This window comes from Pedobacter sp. UYP24 (genome assembly GCF_054057295.1).
Genome location: NZ_JBSRZD010000005.1, coordinates 37,233 through 60,169, shown reverse-complemented (window position 1 = coordinate 60,169; position 22,937 = coordinate 37,233). Strand labels below are relative to the sequence as shown.

The 22,937-nt window shown below is 39.3% G+C and carries 23 protein-coding genes and 1 riboswitch; of the genes, 14 read left to right on the top strand and 9 right to left on the bottom strand.

Annotated elements, in window-relative coordinates; all coding sequences use genetic code 11:
* The first annotated feature begins 1 nt into the window (after position 1).
* Positions 2-574, top strand: coding sequence for a hypothetical protein (locus ACVWYN_RS11300; protein WP_457288971.1), 573 nt, complete (start codon positions 2-4; stop codon positions 572-574).
* A 49-nt stretch (positions 575-623) separates the two neighbouring features.
* Entirely contained in the window at positions 624-1,373 is a 750-nt protein-coding gene (locus ACVWYN_RS11295; RefSeq protein ID WP_457288970.1) for a Bax inhibitor-1/YccA family protein, read from the top strand.
* Positions 1,374-1,454: 81 nt separating this feature from the next.
* Here ACVWYN_RS11295 and ACVWYN_RS11290 read toward each other — a convergent pair whose 3' ends face one another.
* Positions 1,455-2,111: an NAD(P)H-binding protein gene (locus ACVWYN_RS11290; RefSeq protein ID WP_457288969.1), complete on the bottom strand. Its 657-nt coding sequence runs from the start codon at positions 2,109-2,111 to the stop codon at positions 1,455-1,457.
* A gap of 77 nt (positions 2,112-2,188) precedes the next feature.
* On the bottom strand, positions 2,189-2,803 hold the full coding sequence (locus ACVWYN_RS11285; protein ID WP_457288968.1) for a GIN domain-containing protein: 615 nt from the start codon (positions 2,801-2,803) through the stop codon (positions 2,189-2,191).
* Between the two features lie 250 nt (positions 2,804-3,053).
* Positions 3,054-3,163: riboswitch (SAM riboswitch) on the top strand.
* A 138-nt stretch (positions 3,164-3,301) separates the two neighbouring features.
* On the opposite strand from ACVWYN_RS11285, the gene metH reads away from it, so the two are divergent.
* Genes metH through ACVWYN_RS11270 form a run of 3 tightly spaced genes read left to right on the top strand, consistent with a single transcriptional unit; the run spans position 3,302 to position 8,468 of the window.
* Positions 3,302-6,979 (top strand): methionine synthase, encoded by a 3,678-nt coding sequence (metH, locus tag ACVWYN_RS11280; RefSeq protein ID WP_457288967.1) that lies wholly within the window; start codon positions 3,302-3,304, stop codon positions 6,977-6,979.
* A 40-nt stretch (positions 6,980-7,019) separates the two neighbouring features.
* Positions 7,020-7,976 carry a methylenetetrahydrofolate reductase gene (locus ACVWYN_RS11275; RefSeq protein ID WP_457288966.1) on the top strand — a complete coding sequence of 319 codons (957 nt, stop codon included), beginning with the start codon at positions 7,020-7,022 and terminating at the stop codon, positions 7,974-7,976.
* Positions 7,977-8,027: 51 nt separating this feature from the next.
* Positions 8,028-8,468, top strand: coding sequence for an META domain-containing protein (locus ACVWYN_RS11270; protein ID WP_457288965.1), 441 nt, complete (start codon positions 8,028-8,030; stop codon positions 8,466-8,468).
* 27 nt (positions 8,469-8,495) lie between these two features.
* Here ACVWYN_RS11270 and thrC read toward each other — a convergent pair whose 3' ends face one another.
* From thrC to thrA, 3 genes are read right to left on the bottom strand one after another with little or no spacing between them, the layout of a single operon-like run.
* The gene (thrC, locus tag ACVWYN_RS11265) at positions 8,496-9,803 is read right to left on the bottom strand and encodes a threonine synthase (protein ID WP_457288964.1); all 1,308 of its coding nucleotides are present in this window, start codon (positions 9,801-9,803) and stop codon (positions 8,496-8,498) included.
* 4 nt (positions 9,804-9,807) lie between these two features.
* Positions 9,808-10,743, bottom strand: coding sequence for a homoserine kinase (locus tag ACVWYN_RS11260; protein ID WP_457288963.1), 936 nt, complete (start codon positions 10,741-10,743; stop codon positions 9,808-9,810).
* Positions 10,744-10,751: 8 nt separating this feature from the next.
* Positions 10,752-13,199, bottom strand: coding sequence for a bifunctional aspartate kinase/homoserine dehydrogenase I (gene thrA / locus ACVWYN_RS11255; RefSeq protein ID WP_457288962.1), 2,448 nt, complete (start codon positions 13,197-13,199; stop codon positions 10,752-10,754).
* 650 nt (positions 13,200-13,849) lie between these two features.
* On the opposite strand from thrA, the gene rsgA reads away from it, so the two are divergent.
* From rsgA to ACVWYN_RS11240, 3 genes are read left to right on the top strand one after another with little or no spacing between them, the layout of a single operon-like run.
* Positions 13,850-14,770: a ribosome small subunit-dependent GTPase A gene (rsgA, locus tag ACVWYN_RS11250; RefSeq protein WP_457288961.1), complete on the top strand. Its 921-nt coding sequence runs from the start codon at positions 13,850-13,852 to the stop codon at positions 14,768-14,770.
* A 9-nt stretch (positions 14,771-14,779) separates the two neighbouring features.
* Positions 14,780-15,232, top strand: coding sequence for a D-aminoacyl-tRNA deacylase (gene dtd / locus ACVWYN_RS11245; RefSeq protein ID WP_457288960.1), 453 nt, complete (start codon positions 14,780-14,782; stop codon positions 15,230-15,232).
* 10 nt (positions 15,233-15,242) lie between these two features.
* Positions 15,243-15,569, top strand: coding sequence for a nucleotide pyrophosphohydrolase (locus ACVWYN_RS11240; RefSeq protein ID WP_457288959.1), 327 nt, complete (start codon positions 15,243-15,245; stop codon positions 15,567-15,569).
* A 19-nt stretch (positions 15,570-15,588) separates the two neighbouring features.
* Here the strand turns inward: ACVWYN_RS11240 and ACVWYN_RS11235 are convergent, their stop codons facing one another.
* From ACVWYN_RS11235 to rsmA, 4 genes are all read right to left on the bottom strand, one after another.
* Entirely contained in the window at positions 15,589-15,990 is a 402-nt protein-coding gene (locus tag ACVWYN_RS11235) for an HIT family protein (RefSeq protein WP_457288958.1), read from the bottom strand.
* 8 nt (positions 15,991-15,998) lie between these two features.
* Entirely contained in the window at positions 15,999-16,472 is a 474-nt protein-coding gene (gene greA, locus ACVWYN_RS11230) for a transcription elongation factor GreA (RefSeq protein WP_457288957.1), read from the bottom strand.
* A gap of 118 nt (positions 16,473-16,590) precedes the next feature.
* Positions 16,591-17,520 carry a 2-hydroxyacid dehydrogenase gene (locus tag ACVWYN_RS11225; protein WP_457288956.1) on the bottom strand — a complete coding sequence of 310 codons (930 nt, stop codon included), beginning with the start codon at positions 17,518-17,520 and terminating at the stop codon, positions 16,591-16,593.
* 13 nt (positions 17,521-17,533) lie between these two features.
* Positions 17,534-18,316, bottom strand: coding sequence for a 16S rRNA (adenine(1518)-N(6)/adenine(1519)-N(6))-dimethyltransferase RsmA (rsmA, locus tag ACVWYN_RS11220; protein WP_457288955.1), 783 nt, complete (start codon positions 18,314-18,316; stop codon positions 17,534-17,536).
* 99 nt (positions 18,317-18,415) lie between these two features.
* Here rsmA and pdxA point away from each other — a divergent pair, with 99 nt between their 5' ends.
* From pdxA to accB, 6 genes are all read left to right on the top strand, one after another.
* Positions 18,416-19,495, top strand: coding sequence for a 4-hydroxythreonine-4-phosphate dehydrogenase PdxA (gene pdxA, locus ACVWYN_RS11215; RefSeq protein ID WP_457288954.1), 1,080 nt, complete (start codon positions 18,416-18,418; stop codon positions 19,493-19,495).
* A 65-nt stretch (positions 19,496-19,560) separates the two neighbouring features.
* Positions 19,561-20,091, top strand: coding sequence for a YceD family protein (locus ACVWYN_RS11210; RefSeq protein WP_457288953.1), 531 nt, complete (start codon positions 19,561-19,563; stop codon positions 20,089-20,091).
* A gap of 18 nt (positions 20,092-20,109) precedes the next feature.
* Positions 20,110-20,301 carry a 50S ribosomal protein L32 gene (gene rpmF / locus ACVWYN_RS11205; RefSeq protein WP_457288952.1) on the top strand — a complete coding sequence of 64 codons (192 nt, stop codon included), beginning with the start codon at positions 20,110-20,112 and terminating at the stop codon, positions 20,299-20,301.
* A 95-nt stretch (positions 20,302-20,396) separates the two neighbouring features.
* Complete coding sequence (gene plsX / locus ACVWYN_RS11200; protein ID WP_457288951.1) at positions 20,397-21,338, top strand: phosphate acyltransferase PlsX; 942 nt, start codon at positions 20,397-20,399, stop codon at positions 21,336-21,338.
* A gap of 6 nt (positions 21,339-21,344) precedes the next feature.
* Complete coding sequence (locus ACVWYN_RS11195) at positions 21,345-22,334, top strand: beta-ketoacyl-ACP synthase III (protein ID WP_457288950.1); 990 nt, start codon at positions 21,345-21,347, stop codon at positions 22,332-22,334.
* A gap of 70 nt (positions 22,335-22,404) precedes the next feature.
* Complete coding sequence (accB, locus tag ACVWYN_RS11190) at positions 22,405-22,872, top strand: acetyl-CoA carboxylase biotin carboxyl carrier protein (RefSeq protein WP_457288949.1); 468 nt, start codon at positions 22,405-22,407, stop codon at positions 22,870-22,872.
* Positions 22,873-22,937: the final 65 nt, after the last annotated feature.

Below are 22,937 nucleotides of genomic sequence, written 5' to 3'. Positions count from 1 at the left end.
TATGCACGAGATAGAACCTTATTACCAATGGAGGGACGATTATATCGCTGCTGAAGATGAAAGATCTCCGTTCTTTGAAACCCAGTACTCTGAATTTTATTTCGATAAACAGTTATACAATTTCCTGATTCACCCGCAATGGGATGATTTCGGCTCCAACACCTTATACATCAAAGTACTGTATACGGACTATGAAAGGGGTTATACCATTATAGAATTTATTGGGGAATGGAACGATGCCATCAACAATGATATTATGTTACTAAAAAGGGAGATTATTGAGCTGATAATTGACGAAGGCGTCAATAAGTTTATCCTGATAGGTGAGAATGTGCTTACCTTCCATTCATCAGATGAAGATAGTTATTACGAAGAGTGGTTTCAGGATGTAGAAGATGGCTGGATATCAGGCATCAATTTCCAAGAGCATGTTATAAAAGAATTTAGGGACAGTAATATTGATTACTACATTAATTTTGGCGGACAGCTTGACGATTTGGCATGGCGCACACTTAAACCACTTCAGATATTTAAGAAAGTTGAAGAAATCCTGACAAAAAGGCTCGGGGCATAACATTTGTATCTATAAAAGTATTGCTATATTTATATAAAATTTAAGACACATGGATAATAAAAATAATTACGAGTGGGCACAGGAATCTGTCTTTGTACAGCAGGAAAAAACAGTAGCCAAGAAATTCTTTGCAAATGTTTTCTTATGGATGTTCGTTGCCTTGACTTTATCGACAGCAGCAGCTTTTTTAATATCATCTTCTGAAGCAGCGCTTAGTCAGTTGATTAACTTTCAAACAGGACAAAGAACTGTTTTGGGTTACATTGCAATGTTTGCACCGCTTGGCTTGGTATTATTGATGGGCGCAGGATTTAGCCGCTTATCTTACGGCGCATTAATTGGCGTATTTGTATTATTCTCGGTACTACTGGGCGTGAGTTTAAGTTTCATTTTATTGATTTATACAGCAGGCTCTATCGTTGCTGCTTTTGGAGCCGCCGCAGCTATATTTGGGATAATGGCATTTTTAGGCTACACTACGGATGTTGACTTGACTAAATTTGGACCCATTTTAATGGTTGGTGTTGCTGGTCTTTTTATAGCCAGTCTTGTTAACCTATGGATTGGTAGCAGCACATTTAGCTACGTAATGAGTTTCTTTGGCGTAGCTATTTTTACTGCCTTAACAGCATACGATGTTCAAAAACTAAAACAAATTGGCGAAGGTATTGAAGCTGATGGAAGTGAAATTGTTGCTGCAGATGCTAAGAAATTAGCAATAATGGGTGCGCTTTCTTTATACTTAGATTTCATCAACATCTTCCTTTTCTTATTGAGAATTTTTGGCGGAAGAAAATAATAAAAATTTAATACTTAAAGCGATCAAGTAAATTTACACCTTATCTGATTGCTTTTTATTTGCCACTAAATATGCTTATCGCTATGCTCCCGCTAGCTTAAAAACCTCGGTTAATGTGATGGTATGTTGGCCAGGATCTGCATTAATGCCGGCATTGAGCATTGCCCAGGCAACAGTTGATCCCGTTATAGGGCGGTACTTTTTAAATAGTCCCAATGTATTTAAAGCTGTAAGCACCCAAAAGCCTGCTTTTTCACCAAGACGGCTCTTATCTCTATCGCCCACTAATAAACTTGGCTGTATCAGGTATATGCTGGAAAAATTGAGCAGCTTCACATCTCGCTCCAACTCCCCCTTCATCCTGGAATAAAAAAGCTTTGAATCTGTACTTGCGCCTGCCGAGGAAATCAAAACATAAGTAGGAACACCATTTGCCGCCCCTGTGCTTGCAAAGTTATATTGGTAGGTATAATCAATCTTGTACTGCGCATCTTTGCTCCCTGCTTGCGAAAGTGTGGTGCCCATACTGGAAAATAATACATCGCCTTTTACAAGATGAGACCAGCTTGCAGGATCGTCGAAATTAACCAGGTACTCTTCCAATTTGCTTGCCGAAAGTCCCGTTGGACGGCGCACAAATACCAACACCTTATTAAAACGCTCGTCTGCAAGGAGTAATTTCACCAGCTCATTTCCAACAAGCCCGGTAGCGCCAATAAGTAATGCTATTTTTTTCATGTAGTTTGCTTACCAATACCACAAAGTAAACATTTAGCAGTTACCAGGCGGTATTTGTGGAAAGGGTTTGGCAACTATTATTTAGCGTTGGCAATTATTGATCTTTCCGCAATCATTATTGCCTCTGATGCAAATTGCGAAGATTTTAAACTTGCGAAGTTATTGAGCTTAACGTTGCTCATATTGCTTGCTACTATTGTACTTTGATCTGCAGCGCCGCTTATTTTTAATACTGCATTATCAGACACTACACTGTAGATACTGCTCACAGTGGCTTTGATTTTGGCCGTAGCGTTTTGGTTTAAAAACAATTGAAGATATTTTACATCAAAATTATTGCTGGTTAGCACAACAGATTGTCCGTATGCTTCAACGCGTTGGAGGTCTTTAACCGTAATGTTGATTGTTACTTGTGAGGATTCCATTGAATTTATATACAGCGTTTGGCCATTGGTTAATACAGATGTTTTCTCAGGATTGAAGCTATCAGATACCTGAACTATTTCTTTCTCACCCTGTGTTAGCACAATTTTTACGTTTCCGCTCACCCAAATTTTGTTAAAGCCATTTGCTGCTGTAATTCTTGTAGTGGTTGTGGTGGTTTGCCCGGCTGCAAATGTTGTAAATGCAGATGAAGTTAGAACTACTGCTGTTAATGCTGCTGCGAAGAATGTTTTTGTTAGAGTTTTCATGTCGTTTGAATTTTTGAGGTTTTTTCTTTTGTTTGTTATTAAGACGCAGCGATGACAAAAACGTTGCAAGGGTATTTGGGATACTATACCAGTACTGGGTAAGTGACGACCAACTCCCCTTATTATTCGACGAACGCGCCATATCAAAATTAAATTCCCCTTGTGGGTGTAAAGAGCGCCATATAGCGAACTTTATTCGTATTAATAGCTGTTTTTTTGGAAATCATTTTTCTTTGTTGCATTTTTGTACTGCTTATAGAGAAAGACGGAGGGATTAGACCCTGCGAAGTCTTAGCAACCTGTGCTTACAAGGTGCTACATTCTACTGAAGCCGGTTATTTGGCCTCTGAAAGATAAGTTAGTTGATAGCATTGGTGCCAATCGGTTAGCAGACTTCAATATTTCCCTTAAGCTTTGTTTGTAATTCGTTCGGCACTTGTTTTGGCTTTGTCCACTATCAAAAACAGCTTATTATCAACTCATATGGATACTATTTAAATGAACATTAGAGAAGAATTAGAAAAACGTATTCTGATTATCGACGGTGCAATGGGTACTATGATCCAGCGCTATGTTTTAACCGAAGAGGATTTTAGAGGGGAGCGTTTTAAAGATCACCCTTGTGATGTAAAGGGAAACAATGATTTGCTTAACATTACAAGGCCTGACATTATCAAGGCTATTCATACAGAATACCTGAAGGCCGGAACTGATATTATTGAAACAAATACTTTTAGTACACAGCGCATTTCCCTGGCAGATTACCAGATGGAAGAGTTGGATTATGAAATGAGCTTTGAAGGCGCCAAAATTGCCAAAGAAGCCATTACTGAATTTATGGCGCTTAATCCTGGCAGGCAGTGCTTTGTTGCTGGTGCTGTTGGCCCTACTAACAGGACGCTATCCATCTCTCCTGATGTAAATGACCCAGGTTACAGGGCGCTTACTTTTGATCAGCTGGTGGATGCTTACGATGTACAGATTAGGGGCTTGGTTGATGGCGGTGCAGATGTGCTGCTAATTGAAACTATCTTTGATACATTAAACGCCAAAGCTGCCATTTACGCTATTAAACAATATGAGACCGTAATAGGCAAAAAAATAGAGATCATGATCTCAGGCACCATTACAGATGCTTCGGGCAGAACATTGTCTGGTCAAACGGTTGAGGCTTTTTTGAACTCTGTAATTCACGCCGAGCCATTGAGTATTGGTTTTAATTGCGCGCTGGGCGCTAAAGACATGAGACCGCATATTGAAGAGCTTTCTGCCAAGGCGGGCTGTTATGTATCTGCCTATCCAAATGCGGGGTTACCAAATGAATTTGGCGCTTATGATGAGATGCCGCATGAAACTGCACGCCTGGTTGGAGATTTTATACAACATGGCTTTGTAAATATTGTGGGTGGATGCTGTGGTACCACGCCAGATCATATAGGCTGTATTGCTGAAAAAGCTAAGGGTGTAGAACCGAGAAAGATCCCTGAAATTTCTACTTATATGCGGTTAAGTGGCTTAGAGCCGGTGGCTATTACCCCTGAAAGTATATTTGTAAATATTGGTGAGCGTACAAATATTACAGGTTCGCCCAAATTTTCAAAGCTTATCCTTAGCGGAGATTTCGAAGCCGCCCTAACTGTTGCAAGACAGCAGGTAGAAGGGGGTGCGCAGGTGATTGACGTGAATATGGACGAGGGAATGATTGATTCTGAAGCATCAATGACCAAGTTCTTGAACTTGATTGCCTCTGAACCTGATATTTCTAAACTTCCAATCATGGTGGATTCGTCCAAATGGACGGTGATTGAAGCTGGGTTAAAATGCCTGCAAGGCAAAGGAATTGTAAACTCCATTTCTTTAAAAGAGGGTGAGGACAAATTCAGGGAAAGTGCACGGAAGGTGATGACTTATGGAGCTGCCGTAGTAGTGATGGCTTTTGATGAAAAGGGACAGGCAGATAATTTTGAAAGAAGAAAAGAGATATGTAAAAGATCTTATGACATATTGGTTGATGAGATCGGTTTTCCACCGCAAGACATCATCTTTGATCCGAACATACTTACCGTTGCAACAGGTTTGGAAGAGCATAATAATTATGCAGTAGATTTTATAAATGCTACCAGATGGATTAAGGAAAATCTTCCTTTTGCTAAGGTAAGTGGCGGAGTATCTAACATCTCTTTCTCTTTTAGGGGTAATAATACCGTAAGAGAAGCAATGCACTCTGCCTTTTTATACCACGCTATTAAAGCTGGTTTGGATATGGGTATTGTAAACGCGGGAATGTTAGAAGTTTATCAGGAGATACCTCCTGAGTTGCTTATCCTTGTGGAAGATGTTTTACTAAACAGGAGAGATGATGCTACTGAAAGATTAGTAGAATTTGCGGATACCATAAAATCTAAAGGCAAGGAGATTATACGTGATGAAGAGTGGAGAAAAGAACCAGTTGAATCTCGTTTATCGCATGCGCTGGTTAAGGGCATTATTGAATACCTTGATGCAGATGTGGAAGAAGCCAGACAAAAGTACCCCCGACCAATACATGTGATTGAAGGCCCATTAATGGATGGGATGAATATTGTGGGCGATCTTTTTGGTGCTGGTAAAATGTTCCTTCCGCAGGTGGTTAAATCTGCCCGTGTAATGAAAAAGGCTGTGGCTTATTTACTGCCTTTTATTGAACAAGAAAAACTGGACAATCCAGATCAGGATCAGAACTCGTCGGCAGGAAGGGTGTTAATGGCCACTGTTAAAGGTGATGTGCATGATATAGGTAAAAACATTGTTGGTGTAGTATTGGCCTGTAACAACTTCGAAATTGTTGATATGGGCGTGATGGTTCCTGCGCAGGATATCATTAAAAAGGCCAAAGAAATTAATGCAGATATTATTGGTTTAAGCGGACTGATTACACCTTCGCTAGACGAAATGGTACATTTTGCCAAAGAAATGGAACGGGAGGGCTTTACCATTCCGCTAATTATTGGTGGGGCTACAACATCTCGCATACATGCTGCAGTTAAGGTTGCGCCTAATTATTCTGGTCCGGCAATTCACGTATTGGATGCATCAAGGAGTGTTACGGTATGTAGTACATTAATGAACAAGGATACCCGTGGCGCCTATATTTCGGGTATCCGTGAGGAATACGATAAAGCGCGTGAGGCTCATTTAAACAAACGATCTGATAAACGCTTCAAAACGATTGGAGAGGCCAGGGCTGATAATTTTAAATTAGATACGGCCCTAGTGGCCCCCGCTCCTTCCTTTTTAGGAACGCGTGTTTTTGAGAATTATCCGCTAGAAGAGCTGGTTCCATATATCGACTGGACACCTTTTTTCCAAACATGGGAATTGCGCGGTAGTTATCCACGTATATTGGAAGATAAAGTAGTAGGCGATGAGGCTAAAAAACTATTTGCTGATGCTAAGACGCTATTACAAAGGATTGTAGACGAGAAATTACTAGCCGCAAAAGCAGTAATAGGTTTTTGGCCGGCGCAGTCTGTTGGGGATGACATTGAGTTAGCGGTTATAGACCCCGATACGCAGGAACAAAATAAAGTGATGATCCATACCCTTCGCCAACAGGCAGAAAAGGTTGCCGGTCAGCCTTATTATGCACTCTCTGACTTTATTGCACCAAAAGAAACTGGTGTACCGGATTATTTTGGTGGTTTTGCTTTAACTACCGGAATTGGCTGCGATGAACTGGTTGCTGAATTTGAAGCCAATTATGATGACTACAACAGCATTATGACCAAGGCTTTAGCGGATAGGCTGGCCGAGGCTTTTGCAGAAAGGATGCATGAACTGGTGCGTAAGGATTATTGGGGTTATGCAAAAGCGGAAAGTTTGAGTAATGAAGACCTGATTAAGGAAGAGTATGAAGGAATTCGTCCGGCGCCGGGATATCCAGCCTGTCCGGAACACACTGAAAAAGGGACTTTATTTGAACTGCTTGATGCAGAAAACAAGATTGGACTTCATTTAACAGAAAGCTATGCGATGCACCCAACTGCAGCAGTTAGCGGCTTTTATTTTGCGCATCCTCAATCACGTTATTTCGGTCTTGGTAAGATTACCAAAGACCAGGTTGAAGAATATGCGACAAGAAAGAATATGACCATTGATGAAGTGGAAAGATGGTTAAGCCCGAACTTAGCTTATTAAAATTAGCCTGAATTTATTACGCCAATACAGAACCAGACAAATGAAAATAATTGACCATATCAACAACTCCAAGGGTAATACCTTGTTCTCTTTTGAATTATTACCACCGATAAAAGGTCAGAGTATCAAAGGTATATTTGACGCCATTGATCCGTTAATGGAGTTTAATCCTCCCTTTATAGATGTGACGTATCTTAGAGAAGATTACATATATAAGCAGCATGCAAATGGTTTGCTGGAAAAAGTTGCCTATCGTAAACGCCCAAGTACAGTAGCTACTTGTGCCGCTATTATGAATAAATATAAAGTTGATGCAGTACCGCATTTGATTTGTGGCGGTTTTACGAAAGAGGAAACTGAAAATGCCCTGATAGATATGCAATTTTTAGGGATTGACAATGTACTGGTACTTCGCGGTGACGCAAGAAAAAGTGATTCGGCCTTTATACCTACTCCAAACGGACATGCGTTTGCATCAGATCTTTTAGGGCAAGTGGCTGATTTGAATAAGGGCAAATACCTGCACGACGATATGGGTACTTCAGAACGTACTGATTTTTGCATAGGTGTAGCTGGTTATCCAGAAAAACATTTTGAATCTCCAAATCTGGATACCGACTTTAGATACCTGAAACTAAAAGTAGACATGGGTGCTGAATTTATTGTAACGCAGATGTTCTTCGATAATTCGAAATACAAGGAATTTGTGGATAAATGCCGTGCCAACGGCATTAACGTTCCTATAATTCCTGGACTTAAGCCCATTACAAGCAGTAAACAACTTATAAGCTTACCCAAAGTTTTTCATCTGGACATCCCAATAGAACTAAGTGAAGCAGTACAGGCATGCAACAATGAAAAAGATGTAAAAGCGGTGGGCATTGAATGGATGATCAATCAATGTAAAGAGCTGAAGGCTATGGGTGCTCCTGTACTACACTTTTATACAATGGGTAATCCAGAGCCTACAAAGAAGATAGTTCAGGGGGTATTCTAGCATATTTTTGAAATACTCTTTGTATCTTACATTTTCCATTGTTCATAAATTATGAAGAATCAATTGATACTTGTTGTGTTTATTATTAGTTCGATTGTTGCTTGTACAACCATTAAGCCGGGTACAATTGGCAGCGAAGGCTTGTCGCAACTTGGCGGTGTTTGGGAACTAAATCATGTTTCAGGCCCAAGGATGGCTTTTAATGGCCTATATCCAGGTAAAAAGCCATTTATAGAATTCAATACCCGTGAGAAAAAATTTAGCGGAAGTACTGCTTGTAATTCGTTTTCTGGAGCATTGATAGCTGACGATAGTAATATTAGTTTTAATGAGCCCTTTGCTACAACAAAAATGGCTTGTCCGGGCGAAGGAGAAGCCGTATTTACCGAAATGCTTAAAAAAGTGAATACCTATTCGATAAGCAATGATACCACGCTTTATTTCATGATGGGTGATATAGTAGTGATGCGGTTTTATAAAAAGCAGGAGTAAACCCTGCTTTTTATAGGATGCAATGGCTTATCTGTTTTCTAAAAGATAACTGCGAAAAGCCTGGTAATTATTATTTAATGATGTTGCTATTTTTGGCTGATCCATTAATCTCTTGACCTGTTCAGGTATTTCAATTGCTGATTTGATATTTTCAGGAAACACATCAAGAAATTTACAGGCGTGTGCAGTAGATAGAAATACGCCAGAACTTGTGCTATTTGTCTGCTCACGATAATGCTGAAGTGCCAGGTATGCAATAGCTGTATGCGGACAAGCAACATATTGGTACTGATCATAAATTTGGTTCATTCCGGCAAGCGTCTGGTCATCAGTAAAACTGTAACTGGTAACGATGTCTTTAATGGCCGAAACATCACCCTTAAACATATCCATAATGCGCACCCAATTACTTGGTGCCCCTACGTCCATTGCATTAGCATAAGTTTGTACTGAAGGCTTAGTTTCATACACCCCTGTTTCTAAATACCTTGGAACGGTATCATTAACATTAGTGGCAGCAATGAACTGTTTTACCGGTAGGCCCATTTTAAAGGCCAGTAAACCCGCAGCAATATTCCCAAAATTACCTGATGGCACAGAGAATATTATTTCCTCTATACCTTGGCGTTTTAATTGTGCATAGGCATTAAAATAATAGAAAGTTTGAGGAATAAGCCTGGCAATATTAATAGAATTTGCAGAGGTAAGTCGCAATTTCTCATTTAACTGTTCATCTGCAAAGGTCAGCTTAACCAATGCTTGGCAATCGTCAAAAGTACCATCTACTTCTATTGCGCGGATATTTTGTCCATTTGTGCAAAGCTGCAATTCTTGAATATCACTTACTTTACCCTTTGGATAAAGTATAGTAACACGAGTGTTAATTACACCGAGAAACCCTAATGCTACAGCTCCACCTGTATCTCCAGAAGTGGCAACAAGAACGTCCAGCATTTTCTCATTTTCTTTTAAAAAATAAGCCATCACACGGCTCATAAACCTGGCTCCAAAATCTTTAAATGCGAGGGATGGCCCGTGAAAAAGCTCCAGAACGTAAATGTTCTCATCAAGTTTTACAGCAGGAGCCTCAAAATTAATGGCGTCATCAATGATGCTTTGTAAATCCTCAGATGGTATGGCTTCCTTAAGTAATACAGAGGCTACTTTAAAGGCGATTTGAGATAAAGTAAACCGCTCAATGTTTTGAATAAATTCTGCATCAAGCTCAGGAATAACAGAGGGCATATAAAGGCCCTTATCTGCCGGCATGCTGTTAAAAACAGCAGTTTGAAACGCTGCCTGCAGGCTATGGTTGTTTGTACTATATAGTTTCATTTGATTAATCAATTATAATAGGGCCTTTTTTATTTACTTCAGAGACAAAGGAAAGACTATTGATGGCCATTTTTTTCAGGTGGTTTTGCAATTGGTCTGTGATCTTATGCGCGTCATTAGCGTTTCGGGTTAAAGCAAAAACAGATGGGCCAGAACCGGAGATTCCAAAACCAATTGCTCCTGCATTAAGTGCAAGTTGCCTCAAAACATAAAAATCAGGGATAAGGATTGCACGAGTTGGCTCTACAAGCACATCAGTCATACTCCTGCCGATCAATTCGTAATCCCTCATAAAAAGACCGCTTACCAGCCCTGCAACATTGCCCCATTGGGTAACTGCATCTTTGAGCAGTACCTTTGAGCGGATCATTTCCCTCGCATCTTTTGTTGGAACATCTACCTCTGGGTAAACGATAGCGGCGTGTAAATCTTCCGGAAATGGCAAACTGATGATATCCAGTGGCTCATAGCTTCTGATAAGCACAAAACCACCCATAAGCGCTGGCGCAACATTATCAGCATGTCCGTAACCACAAGCCAGTTCTTCACCTTTCATGGCAAAAGGTACAAGCTCCTTTGCTGTCAATATATTATCAAATAAGGTATTAATAGCAAACAGTCCAGCTACCGTACTTGCTGAACTAGATCCTAGTCCGCTGCCTATAGGCATTTTTTTATGCAGTTCGATATCTATCCCGAAATCTGGGTGACCGATGTGATTTAAGTAATGCTGTACACTGGCACTTACCGTATTTTTTTCAGGATTTAAGGGTAGTTTACCGTCATCCCCTGTAATTTTTGATATGAAAATACCCTTTGTATCCTTAACCTTCATGATTACTTCATCACCCGGTGCATTAACTGCAAAACCAAGCACATCATAACCACATACTACATTTGCTACGGTGGCAGGGGCAAATACTTTTATTGAATTGTTCATTTGGGTTTTTATCTTTTTCCTACGTTAATAATATCTGCAAATACGCCTGCGGCAGTCACTTCTGCTCCTGCACCCGGCCCTTTTACAACCAATGGGCGATCTTTATATCTGTTAGTGGTAAAAGAGATGATGTTATCACTGCCTGATAATGTAAAGAATGGATGTTGCTCATCTACCATTTGAAGTGTGATTTCTACTTTCCCATTCTCAAGTTTTCCAATGTAGCGAAGCACCTTTCCCTCAGTGGCTGCAGTATCTTTTAGATTTTCAAAGTAACTGGCATTGTTTTCCAATTCTTGATAAAAATCTGCTACTGTAACTGCCGCCATACAGCTTGGAGGCAGCATATTTTGAAGTACTATGTCCTGCTCTTCCAAAGGGTAACCAGCATCACGGGCAAGGATGAGCATCTTGCGCATAAAATCCTTACCATTAAGGTCATCACGCGGATCTGGCTCTGTGTAACCTTTATCTTGCGCTTCTCTAACTACTTCATGGAACAGTACTCCATCTTTATAATTATTAAAAATGTAAGATATCGTACCCGATAAAATAGCCTCGATACTGGAGATTTTATCGCCGCTTAGCATAAGATCCCTAAGGGTACGAATAATAGGTAATCCAGCCCCTACATTAGTTTCATAGAAAAAATCTACACCATAGGTTCTGGCTGCCTGCTTAAAGTTATCATACTGTTCATACTCTGCCGAGTTACCAAGTTTATTACAGGTAACCACAGAAATACTGGATTGCAAAATATCAAGATAAAACTCTACCGGATTATGACTTGCTGTATTGTCTACAAAAACACAGTTTGGCAGGTTCATCGCCCTCATCTTTTTAATAAATTCTGGCAGGCTTGCGGGGGTGTCCTGTTGATTTAGCTCTTGCTCCCATGTGTCAAGGTTAATACCATTTGGATTAAGGTACATTTTACGGGTATTACTGATACCCATTACCTTTACTTGAAGATCATTGTTATCTGACAGAAATGGCATTTGACTTTGAAGCTGCTTGAACAGTGTTTTACCAATGTTTCCGGTGCCGACACAGAATATATGCAGCGTTTTTTTTAGGTCTGAATAGAAGGCGTCATGTACTGCATTTACTGCCTTTGAGAGATCAGCTTTAGAAATAATCACTGATATGTTGTATTCTGATGATCCTTGCGCGATAGCGCGCACGTTAACGCCGTTACGACCCAGGGCACTAAATAGTTTACCAGACATGCCTGGGGTACGCTTCATGTTCTCGCCTACAATAGCTAAAATAGACAGCCCGTTCTCTACTTCAGGGTATTCCAATTTTTTGGCCTGAAGTTCAAGTTCAAATTCCTTATTGATGAGCGATAACGCTTTCAATGAGTCTGCAGGCTTAACAGCAAACGTGATGCTATGTTCAGAAGAAGATTGGGTAATGAGTACTATATTAATTTGCTCACGAGATAAGAGAGAGAACAGGCGGCCGCTAAATCCGGCCTTGCCAACCATTCCACTACCTGATAAGTTAAGTACACTGATCTCATCAATTGACGAAATACCTTTTATGGGGAGGTTTGAAGGACTGACACCATGTTTAATATAAGTACCCGGGAAATCGATATTAAAAGTATTTTTTATAACAATTGGAATCCTTTTTAAGAATGCAGGAATCATAGTTGGTGGGTAAATTACTTTAGCACCGAAATAGGAAAGTTCCATGGCCTCTGTATAGCTCAGTTCAGGTAAGGAAAATGCTTTGCTAACCATACGTGGATCTGCAGTGAGCATTCCATCGACATCTGTCCAGATCTGGATTTCTTCTGCGTCAAGCGCTGCGCCCCAAATTGCAGCAGTATAATCGCTACCACCACGTCCAAGTGTAGTAACCCTTCCTTCGTCATTGCTGGAAATAAATCCAGTTACGAAAATCAACTTATCTTTATTTGCATTGTAAAAATCTCTGATTAGCATTTCAGAGAGGTTAGTATTTACTTTTGCTTGTCCAAAGTTATTGTCTGTTTTAATCAATGCTGATCCATCGGCATAAATTGCCTCAGGAAATTTCTGTTTAGCAATGTGACTTATCATTACAGTTGAACACCGCTCTCCGTAGCTTAGGATAAGATCTTTGGTTTGAGGACTAAGCTCTCGAAGGTTGTATACCGATTGCAAGATATCTTCCAGTTCATTGAAAAAAATCTTAAGCTTAGTTAGCACAGGATTTTGTGCACTTGCAGGCAATAAAGCTCTGATTACCCTGAAGTGCTGCTCCTCAACCTCTTTATGCAGTGAGGTATATTCTCCAAGGTTCTTGGCTTGCTCGGCCATTTCCAATAGTTTATTGGTAACCCCACTCATTGCAGAAAGTACAACAACTGGATAGCCTAATTCTTTATCTGGCGATAACAATGCGATTAGTGCCTGGATGCTTCCTTCTGAACCTACTGAAGTACCTCCGAATTTTAAAATATTCATAATATCAGGTTATAAAAAAAGCGCCTTCCTGTTTAGAGGAAGGCGCTTTATTGTTGGTTTATCTTTTCAGTTTTCCCATTAGCTTACCTTCCCCGAGAGATCCCGGTGGTGCTAGTAATGGTAGTAATTGATGAATGTCTATACATTGTATTTTTTACACTAACTATGTTCTGGCGTAAAGTAAGGTTATATTTATTTAATAAGCAAATGTTTTTTTCGTGCTGCCTTAGCCTTCTTCCTATTAGGAATCATTCCTGTCGGGTAACCTTCTCTTTTCAACATCATAGAATACCACCCTATAAAGTATAAACAATCATAGTTGGTACATGGTTGGTACATTGTTAAAACATGGTTGGTACATCGTTGATACATACATACATGTATTAACTATGTACCAACCATGTTTCAACGATGTTTTATATTGACGTGTTGTTCGATTAAAAAGCGAGCGTATATTTAAGCTGATTAATAGGTTTATTGTTTTTAATGGTTGTGCATAAAAGAGTAATTTATTTTGTCGTAATTTCTATTTAGGATGCTGATTTTACAAAACTTTTTTATCTACTTTATTCTCTTCACTTTAACTGCTCAAAACGTTTGTATTATAAGCCTTATACATCCCCACAGAAATTATTAACTTTGAGTATTATATGCAGGGATTAGTTATAAAATCAACAGGAAGCTGGTACAATGTACATGGGGAGGATGGCAATGATTACGATTGCAGGATTAAAGGCAAATTTAGAATACAGGGTATTCAAACTACTAACCCTATTGCAGTGGGCGATTTGGTTGAATTTGAACTGGAACCTAACTCTGATAAGGGTGTAATTGACAAACTTCACGAAAGGAAAAACTACATTATCCGTAAATCAATAAACCTATCTAAGCAGGCACAGATAATTGCGGCCAACATGGATCAGGCATTTTTAGTAGTAACACTCGCCTCACCAAGAACATCACTCGGTTTTATAGACCGGTTTCTGGCTACGGCTGAAGCCTATAGTATTCCTGCTGTACTGATCTTCAATAAGCTGGATCTTTTTCATAAAGAAGGATTGGCCATACTAGACGAGTATAAAAGTATTTACGAACATATTAATTACCCATGCTATTCCGTTTCTGCGTTGACTGGTGCAAATATCCCCTTAATAGAGGCATTGCTTAAAGACAAGACAACTCTGTTTTCCGGGCACTCTGGGGTAGGAAAGTCTAGTTTGATAAATGCTTTGTTACCTGGCAGGAGCATCAAAACAGGTGATGTTTCTGAGGCAACAGATAAAGGACAACACACCACTACATTTGCCGAGATGCACACACTTCCTTTTGGTGGATATTTGATAGATACCCCTGGGATTAGAGAATTGGGGATATTTGACATTCGGCCTGAAGAGTTGGGGCATTATTTTAGAGAAATAAGAAGCTTGATGAATAAGTGCCGTTTTAACAATTGCAGACATGTAAACGAACCTGGATGCGCAGTGATTAAAGCAGTTGAAATTGGAGAAATTGAATTGAGCAGGTACGAAAGTTATCTGAGTATTTTTCATGGCAATGAAACACGAGCTTAATCATATTTTATGAGAGCTGTTATCCAAAGAGTAACAAATGCGAGCTGCAGAGTTGAAAGTAAACTTACCGGTGAAATTGAACATGGCCTCCTAGTATTATTGGGCATTGAAGATAATGATACACAGGAAGACTTAGAATGGTTGGCAGGTAAAATTACGGCCATGAGGATATTTGGCGATGAAAACGGCCTGATGAATAAAGGACTTATTGATATAGATGGAAATATTTTGCTGATTAGCCAGTTTACACTTTTTGCCTCTACTAAAAAAGGGAACAGGCCGGGCTTTATAAAGGCGGCTAGACCAGAAAAGGCAATACCTCTTTATGACAAAATGATTGAAAAATTATCACTTTTGCTGGGCAAAAGAATAAAGTCGGGCATATTTGGTGCCGACATGAAGATTAGCTTACTAAATGACGGGCCAGTTACGATAATAATTGACAGTAAAAACAAAGAATAATTGAAAAATAATGACGATTAAAGAGGCTCAGGAAACTGTAGACAATTGGATAAATACAACTGGAGTTCGTTATTTTAACGAGTTGACCAACACTGTGATCTTAATGGAAGAAGTTGGCGAAGTAGCAAGGATCATGTCTAGAAAATACGGAGAACAATCATTCAAAAAAAGTGATGAGAAGGTAGACCTTGGAGATGAGATGGCAGATGTTCTTTTTGTGTTGATTTGCTTGGCGAACCAAACCGGCATAGACTTAACCGAGGCATTAGATAAAAACATGATTAAAAAGAATATTCGTGATGCTGAGCGGCATAAAAATAATGACAAGCTTAAATAAAAGAGCAGGGCTGAATAGTCTAATCTATAGTTAATGCAGCCTTTATTTTTGCTGCAGCCTCTTCGAGTTCTTGTGCAGTAGGTCTGAGTTTTTCTTTACTAAAATTCATGTCATTTACCTGATTCATTGGAATAAGATGAATATGCGCATGAGGTACTTCGAGCCCAATCACCGCCACCCCCACCTTTTTACATGGAAAGGCTTCTTTTAATCCGGTTGCCACAATTTTTGCAAATAGCGTCAAACCGAAATAGCTTTCTTCATCCATGTCAAACAAATAGTCGATTTCCTTTTTGGGGATCACAAGAATATGGCCCATAACTAAGGGATTAACATCTAGAAATGCCAAAAATTCGCTTGTCTCGGCCACAATATGTGCTGGAATTTCACCATTGACGATCTTAGAAAAAATAGTTGCCATAACCCTTATTACCTGCTTATCTCCAATATTTCGAACTCAATTTTCCCAGCAGGCACCTGAATCTCAGTTTTATCACCTACAGATTTACCAAGAAGACCTTGTGCAATAGGCGATTTTACAGAAATTTTACCTGTTTTTAAATCTGCCTCGGACTCTGCAACAAGCTGGTAAGACATGGTTGAACCGTTCTTAATGTTTTTAATTTTTACGATGGATAGTGCCAACACTTTTGACGCATCTAACTTTGACTCATCAATTAGTCTTGCAGTTGATAGCGTATTTTCCATTTTAGATATCTTGGCCTCATGCAAACCCTGTGCTTCTTTGGCTGCATCGTACTCAGCGTTCTCCGATAGGTCGCCCTTATCCCTTGCTTCTGCTATAGCTTTAGATATCTGATGCCTTCCTGTAGTTTTTAAATACTGTAATTCGTCTTTCAGTCTATCTAAACCATCTTGGGTATAATATGTTACGTCTATCATAGCTCGATTTGTTATGTAATTTCCTATAAAAAACAAACAAGACTATATCGGCTATTTCACCTACATAGTCTTGCTTTGAATAGTAACGAAGATAATATGGTATTATCAGAAAAGCAAATTAATACGCTGATTTTAATTTATTAACCAGTACCTCAGATATCTTACGATAGGAATCGAATGTCCATCCGCCAACATGCGGCGTAAGTAAAACCCGCTGGGAAGTAATCAAATCTTTGTACCAGGATTGGTTGGCTAGTGCGGGAAATTTTTCTGTTTGCAAGACATCTAATCCTGCTCCCAGAATCTTATTTTGCTTAATACCATTCAACACAGCCATTGTATCTACAATTTCGCCCCTGGCTGTATTAATGAAAAATATGGGTTTGCGGAAATGAAATAGATATTCTTCATTTACTAGCTGTCTTGTCTCTTCAGTTAATGGAATATGCAGACTGAGCACATCACTCTGTCTTACGATTTCTTCCATACTTACTTCTTTAGCAAGTGAGTCTGAAAATCCCGTCTTATATTTATCATAGGCTATCACATTTACCTCAAATCCGGAAAGCTTTCTTGCAAAGCTTTTACCCATGAAACCATAACCGATAATCCCTACAGTTTTTCCTTTTAACTCAAATCCTCTATTTGCCTCTCTATCCCACAAACCGCCCCTGATTTGCTGATCCGCCAGACGGAAATTATTCATTAGGGAAAGAAGCATACCTGTTGCATGCTCACCGACTGCATCCATATTACCTTCAGGAGCATTGATTAAAACAATCCCGTTTTGTTTCGCAAATGCGTCATCAATATTATCCAGACCGGCACCGGCACGGGCTATGAATTTAAGATTTGTAGCGGCCTCAACGAGCTCCTTATCAATCTGAAACTTTGTTCTGACTGCAATACCTATATAACCACTAATAATGGCAAGGGTCTCATCTCTGGTAATCAGCGGCTGATCATGTACCTCAAAGCCCAAGGCTTCTGCACCTTCTTTAAATGCAGGATGCAGATCATCCACTATTAAAATTTTTCCTTTACTCATGTCTTCTTCTTTGTTATTGCACAAGCCGAGTCAAATGCTGTGTTAAAGTAATAAAATCGGCAACACTGAGCTGCTCTGCTCTTTTATCGAAATATGGATGACTGTCCATTTTGTCCTTCGGAACTATACCAGACAATGCATTACGTAGGGTCTTCCTCCTTTGATTAAACCCGGCCTTTACTGTACGCCAGAAGAATTTCTCGTCGCATGGCAGGGTTTCGACATTATTTCTGCTTAATCTGATCACTCCGGAGTTGACTTTAGGCGGCGGATTAAAGGTGCCCGGCTTTACGGTGAATAAATATTCTATGTCATAATAGGCTTGTATAAGCACACTTAATATACCATAATCCTTAGAACCTTCTTTGGATGCGCAGCGTTCCGCAACTTCCTTTTGAAACATGCCAACCATTTCCACAACATTATCGCGATTCTCCAATATTTTGAACAGAATCTGTGAAGATATGTTATATGGAAAATTACCAATAATGGCATATTTACCATCAAATATCTGAGAGAGGTTAAGTTTAAGAAAATCACCATTAATGAGTCGTTTTCCCAAATGGGGATATTTATTCTGTAAAAAGTGATAAGATTCTACATCAATATCTATTAAAAACGTTTCCAAATCTGTTCTTTCCAGCAAAATGTCTGAGAGGATACCCATCCCTGGCCCAACTTCCAAAACTTGTTGATACTGATCGGTATGAACAAGGCCATTCACAATTTTTGCGGCAATTTTTTTGTCAGTCAAAAAATGTTGTCCAAGATGTTTTTTCGCCTTTACCAAACTCATAGCCCGTTGTATTAAAGGTGCAAAATAACTAAAGTTTTATCACTATCGGATTAACATTAGATTGAAATTCTGTATTTTGCGCGAAATTTCTATTTGGATATGAGCGATAAAATTAAAATCGGGATTAGCATAGGTGACGTAAACGGTATCGGTTTAGAGGTAATCATTAAGTCGTTAGCAGAACAAGTAATCCTGGATTATTGTACAATAATAGTTTACGGACACACCAAGGTTGCATCTTATCATAGAAAAGCATTAGGTATGAGTGATTTTGTTTTCAATTTGATCAATGAACCGAATTTGGCAAATCCGAAGAAAGTGAATATGATCAACTGTTGGGAAGAAGATGTAAAGATAGAATTAGGTGTTGCCAATGAAACAGGAGGAAAATATGCGCTACTTTCTTTGGAAAAGGCTACTGATGATCTTGTGAATGGAAAGATTGACGCATTGGTTACTGCACCCATTAACAAGCATAATATCCAATCTGCTACCTTTAAATTTCCAGGGCATACTGAATACCTTCAGGAACGCAGTGAAAGTAAGGATGTACTCATGTTTCTGTTAAGCGAAGATATACGCGTTGGTGTAGTTACAGGCCACATCCCTTTAACTGAAGTAGCACAGAGCATTACAAAAGAAAAGATTATCAACAAACTCATCATGATGAATGAAAGTTTAAAAAAAGATTTCTGGATTGAAAAACCAAAGATCGCTGTTTTAGGCTTAAACCCTCATGCTGGCGACAATGGTTTACTTGGTGAAGAAGAAGAACAAGTAATTATACCAGCCATACATGAAGCTTTTGATAGGGGTGTGATCTGCTTTGGGCCATATCCAGCCGATGGCTTCTTTGGCAAAGGCAGCTATAAACAGTTTGATGCGGTTTTGGCAATGTACCACGATCAGGGACTTATCCCTTTTAAAACCCTAGCATTTAGCACTGGTGTTAATTATACAGCGGGAATGAAATTTGTAAGAACCTCCCCCGACCATGGAACAGCGTATGACATTGCAGGAAAGAACGAAGCGGACCCATCGTCGTTTATTGAAGCAATATTTACCGCAATTCTCATTGTAAAAAACAGGAAGGAACAGGAAGATTTGTTAAGAAACCAGCTTAGAAGCGGAGGTAAATTAGTAGAGACTGCCTTTGATTTAAAAGATGATGCAAATTAGGTAATAAAACTATTTGCACCCAATGAATTTATTTCTTACATTTGCGGGCTAAAATTTTGTTACTATTGAAAGCATTAAAACAATTTTCAATCCCATTTACAGGCTTAAAAATTGGCAAAAATCAGTTTGATTTTGACATTGATAACAGCTTTTTTGACGCTTATGACTACTCTTTAGTTAAAAAAGGCGTCTTAAAAGCAACGGTTGAATTAGATAAGCAAGAAACAATGCTGATTCTACAATTTCAGATAGATGGAATGATAGTTTTGGATTGCGACAAATGTTTAGCAGAATTTAATTCACCAATAAGTGTGCGGGAAAGGCAGATTGTTAAATTTGCTGAGGATGAACTGGAGAGTGATGACATGGAGATCATTATGCTTAATAAAAAGGAAAGTGAAATTAATATAGCTGACCTGATTTATGAGTTCATTACCATTTCGGTTCCTTATATTAAAATCTGTGAGCAGAATGGCGATGGCCAGCAGTGCGATCAGGAAATGATAGCCCGACTGGAAAGTATGGCTGTTGGATCACAAGAAGAAGAAAAAACGAATGATGACCCCCGTTGGGCAGCATTAAAAAAATTAAAATAATAATTAAATAAATCAGCAATGGCACATCCAAAACGCAAGATTTCCAAGAGTAGAAGAGATAAAAGAAGAACTCACTATAAAGCAGAGACTCCTTCTTTAGCTACTTGTCAAACCACCGGTGCAATACATACGCCGCACCGCGCTTACAACGTTGATGGTAGCTTATACTACAACGGTAAATTGGTTATTGAAAACACCGCGATAGCTTAATTTTCTAAAAATAGTTTGTATTTTAAGTCTTTGAAAGTTTAACTTAGAGACTAAATTATGGCACTTATTGCCTCATACACAAACTGATTTTTACTATGAAAATAGGTCTCGACATAATGGGCGGAGACTATGCTCCTAAAGCTAATGTTTTAGGAGCAATAGCAGCCCATCCATTGTTATCACCAGGTGAGCAAATTGTGCTTATTGGAGATACGGAACAGATAAAACCTTTGCTTGCCGAAAACGGATTTAATCCCGATAATTTTGAGTATGTTCATACTGAAGAAGTTATTGGTATGGGTGAGCACCCTACAAAGGCTATTGTTCAAAAACCAAAATCCAGCATTTCCATTGGATTCCAACTACTTAAAGACGGCGAGATCGATTCGTTTGCAAGCGCCGGAAATTCAGGTGCTATGTTGGTTGGTGCTGTCTTTAGTGTTAAAACTATTTCAGGCATTATCAGACCATGCTTATCTACCTTCCTGCCGAAACTTAGTGGCGGCATTGGATTGATGGTAGATGTGGGCGCAAATGCTGACTGTAAGCCCGATATCCTGCTTCAATTTGGCGTACTTGGTAGCTTATATGCCGAAAACGTAATGGGAATTCCAAATCCAAAAGTAGCGCTAATCAATATTGGAGAGGAAGATGAAAAAGGAAATATGCTTAGTCTGGCCACATTCCCATTAATGAGAGATACGCAGCTTTTCAATTTTGTAGGTAATGTTGAAGGTCGAGATCTTTTCAATGAAAAAGCTGACGTAATTGTATGCGATGGATTTACAGGAAATATTATGTTAAAATTGGCAGAATCATTTTATGTGCTGACTAAAAAACGGGGCTTAAAGGATGAATTTTTTGACCGCTTCAACTACGAGAATTATGGTGGAAGCCCAGTACTTGGCGTAAATGCACCGGTAATCATTGGTCATGGCATATCAAGTCCTACTGCAGTAAAAAATATGATTCTTCAATCTAGAGATATGGTGACAACTGGACTTGTTGGTAAAATTCAGGCTGCGTTTAATAATTAAATAAATATGGGTAAAATTCGCGCTGCAATCACAGCTGTTCATGGCTACGTTCCTGACTACGTTCTTACCAACAAAGAAATGGAGTCTATAGTAGATACAACAGATGAGTGGATCACTTCTAGGACTGGAATTAAGGAGCGAAGAATATTGAAGGGAGAAGGCCTTGGCACGTCAGATATGGCTGTTCATGCTGTAAATGGATTACTGAAGAAAAGAGGTATTAGCGCAGATGAAATTGAACTGATCATTTTTTGTACAACAACACCGGACTTACCTTTCCCAGCCTCAGCGAATATACTTGCAGATAAAATTGGCGCAAAAAATGCTTGGGGTTACGACCTGCAAGCTGCCTGTTCAGGATTTATATTCGGCGTTTCAACTGCTTCACAATTTATTGAATCTGGTAAACATAAAAAAGTTCTTGTTGTTGGGGGAGATAAAATGTCTTCCATTATAAACTATAAAGATCGTACAACCTGTATTATTTTTGGTGATGGGTGTGGCGCCGTGCTGCTAGAACCTAACGAAGAAGGTAATGGAATTATGGATTCTATATTAAGAAGTGACGGATCAGGAATGCAATATCTGCACCAGAAAGCTGGTGGCTCGGCAAGACCCGCCTCGCACGAAACGATTGATAACGATGAGCATTCTGTTTATCAGGAAGGGCAGGCAGTCTTTAAGTTTGCTGTAACTAATATGGCTGATGTTGCCGAAGAGATTATGGAACGCAATCAACTTACATCTGAAGATGTGGCGTGGTTGGTACCACATCAGGCAAACAAGCGAATAATAGATGCAACGGCCTCGAGGATGGGAGTGGGGTCTGAAAAAGTCATGATTAATATACAACGTTACGGAAATACAACTAACGGCACCATCCCATTATGTTTATGGGAATGGGAAAGTCAGCTTAAGAAAGGTGACAACATCATCCTTGCTGCTTTTGGCGGTGGTTTTACCTGGGGCGCTGTATACTTAAAATGGGCTTATTAAATTTATATAATAAAAAATCATACCTTAGTTAATTGTAAAAACACATTGTTTTCTTAAAATAACACCAAAAATGGATATTAAACAAATTCAGGAACTTATAAAATTTGTTTCCCGTTCGGGAGTAAATGAAGTTGCTATAGAGCAGAAAGATTTCAAGATCACCATTAAAACAAATCAAACTCCGACAGTTGTTCCTGCTCCTGTTGCAACCTATGCATTACCAGCGGCGGCGGCTCCTCAACCGGTGTCTGTTCCAGAAACCAAATCTTCTGAAGCGGCTGTCGAAGATACTTCTAAATATATTACGGTAAAATCTCCAATGATTGGTACATTTTACCGCTCATCAACCCCTGACAAACCTTCTTTTCTAAATGTAGGTGATGAGGTTTCGGTAGGTAAGGTAATTTGTATTATCGAGGCGATGAAACTATTCAACGAAATTGAAAGTGAAATTTCGGGAAGAGTAGTTAAGGTTTTAGTAGACAATGCCTCACCTGTAGAATATGACCAGCCTTTATTCTTAGTAGAGCCAATGTAATCCGTCATACCGATGGTGACGCCGGCATCTCAACTTAATATTTAGTCCCTGAAACTGAATTTCAG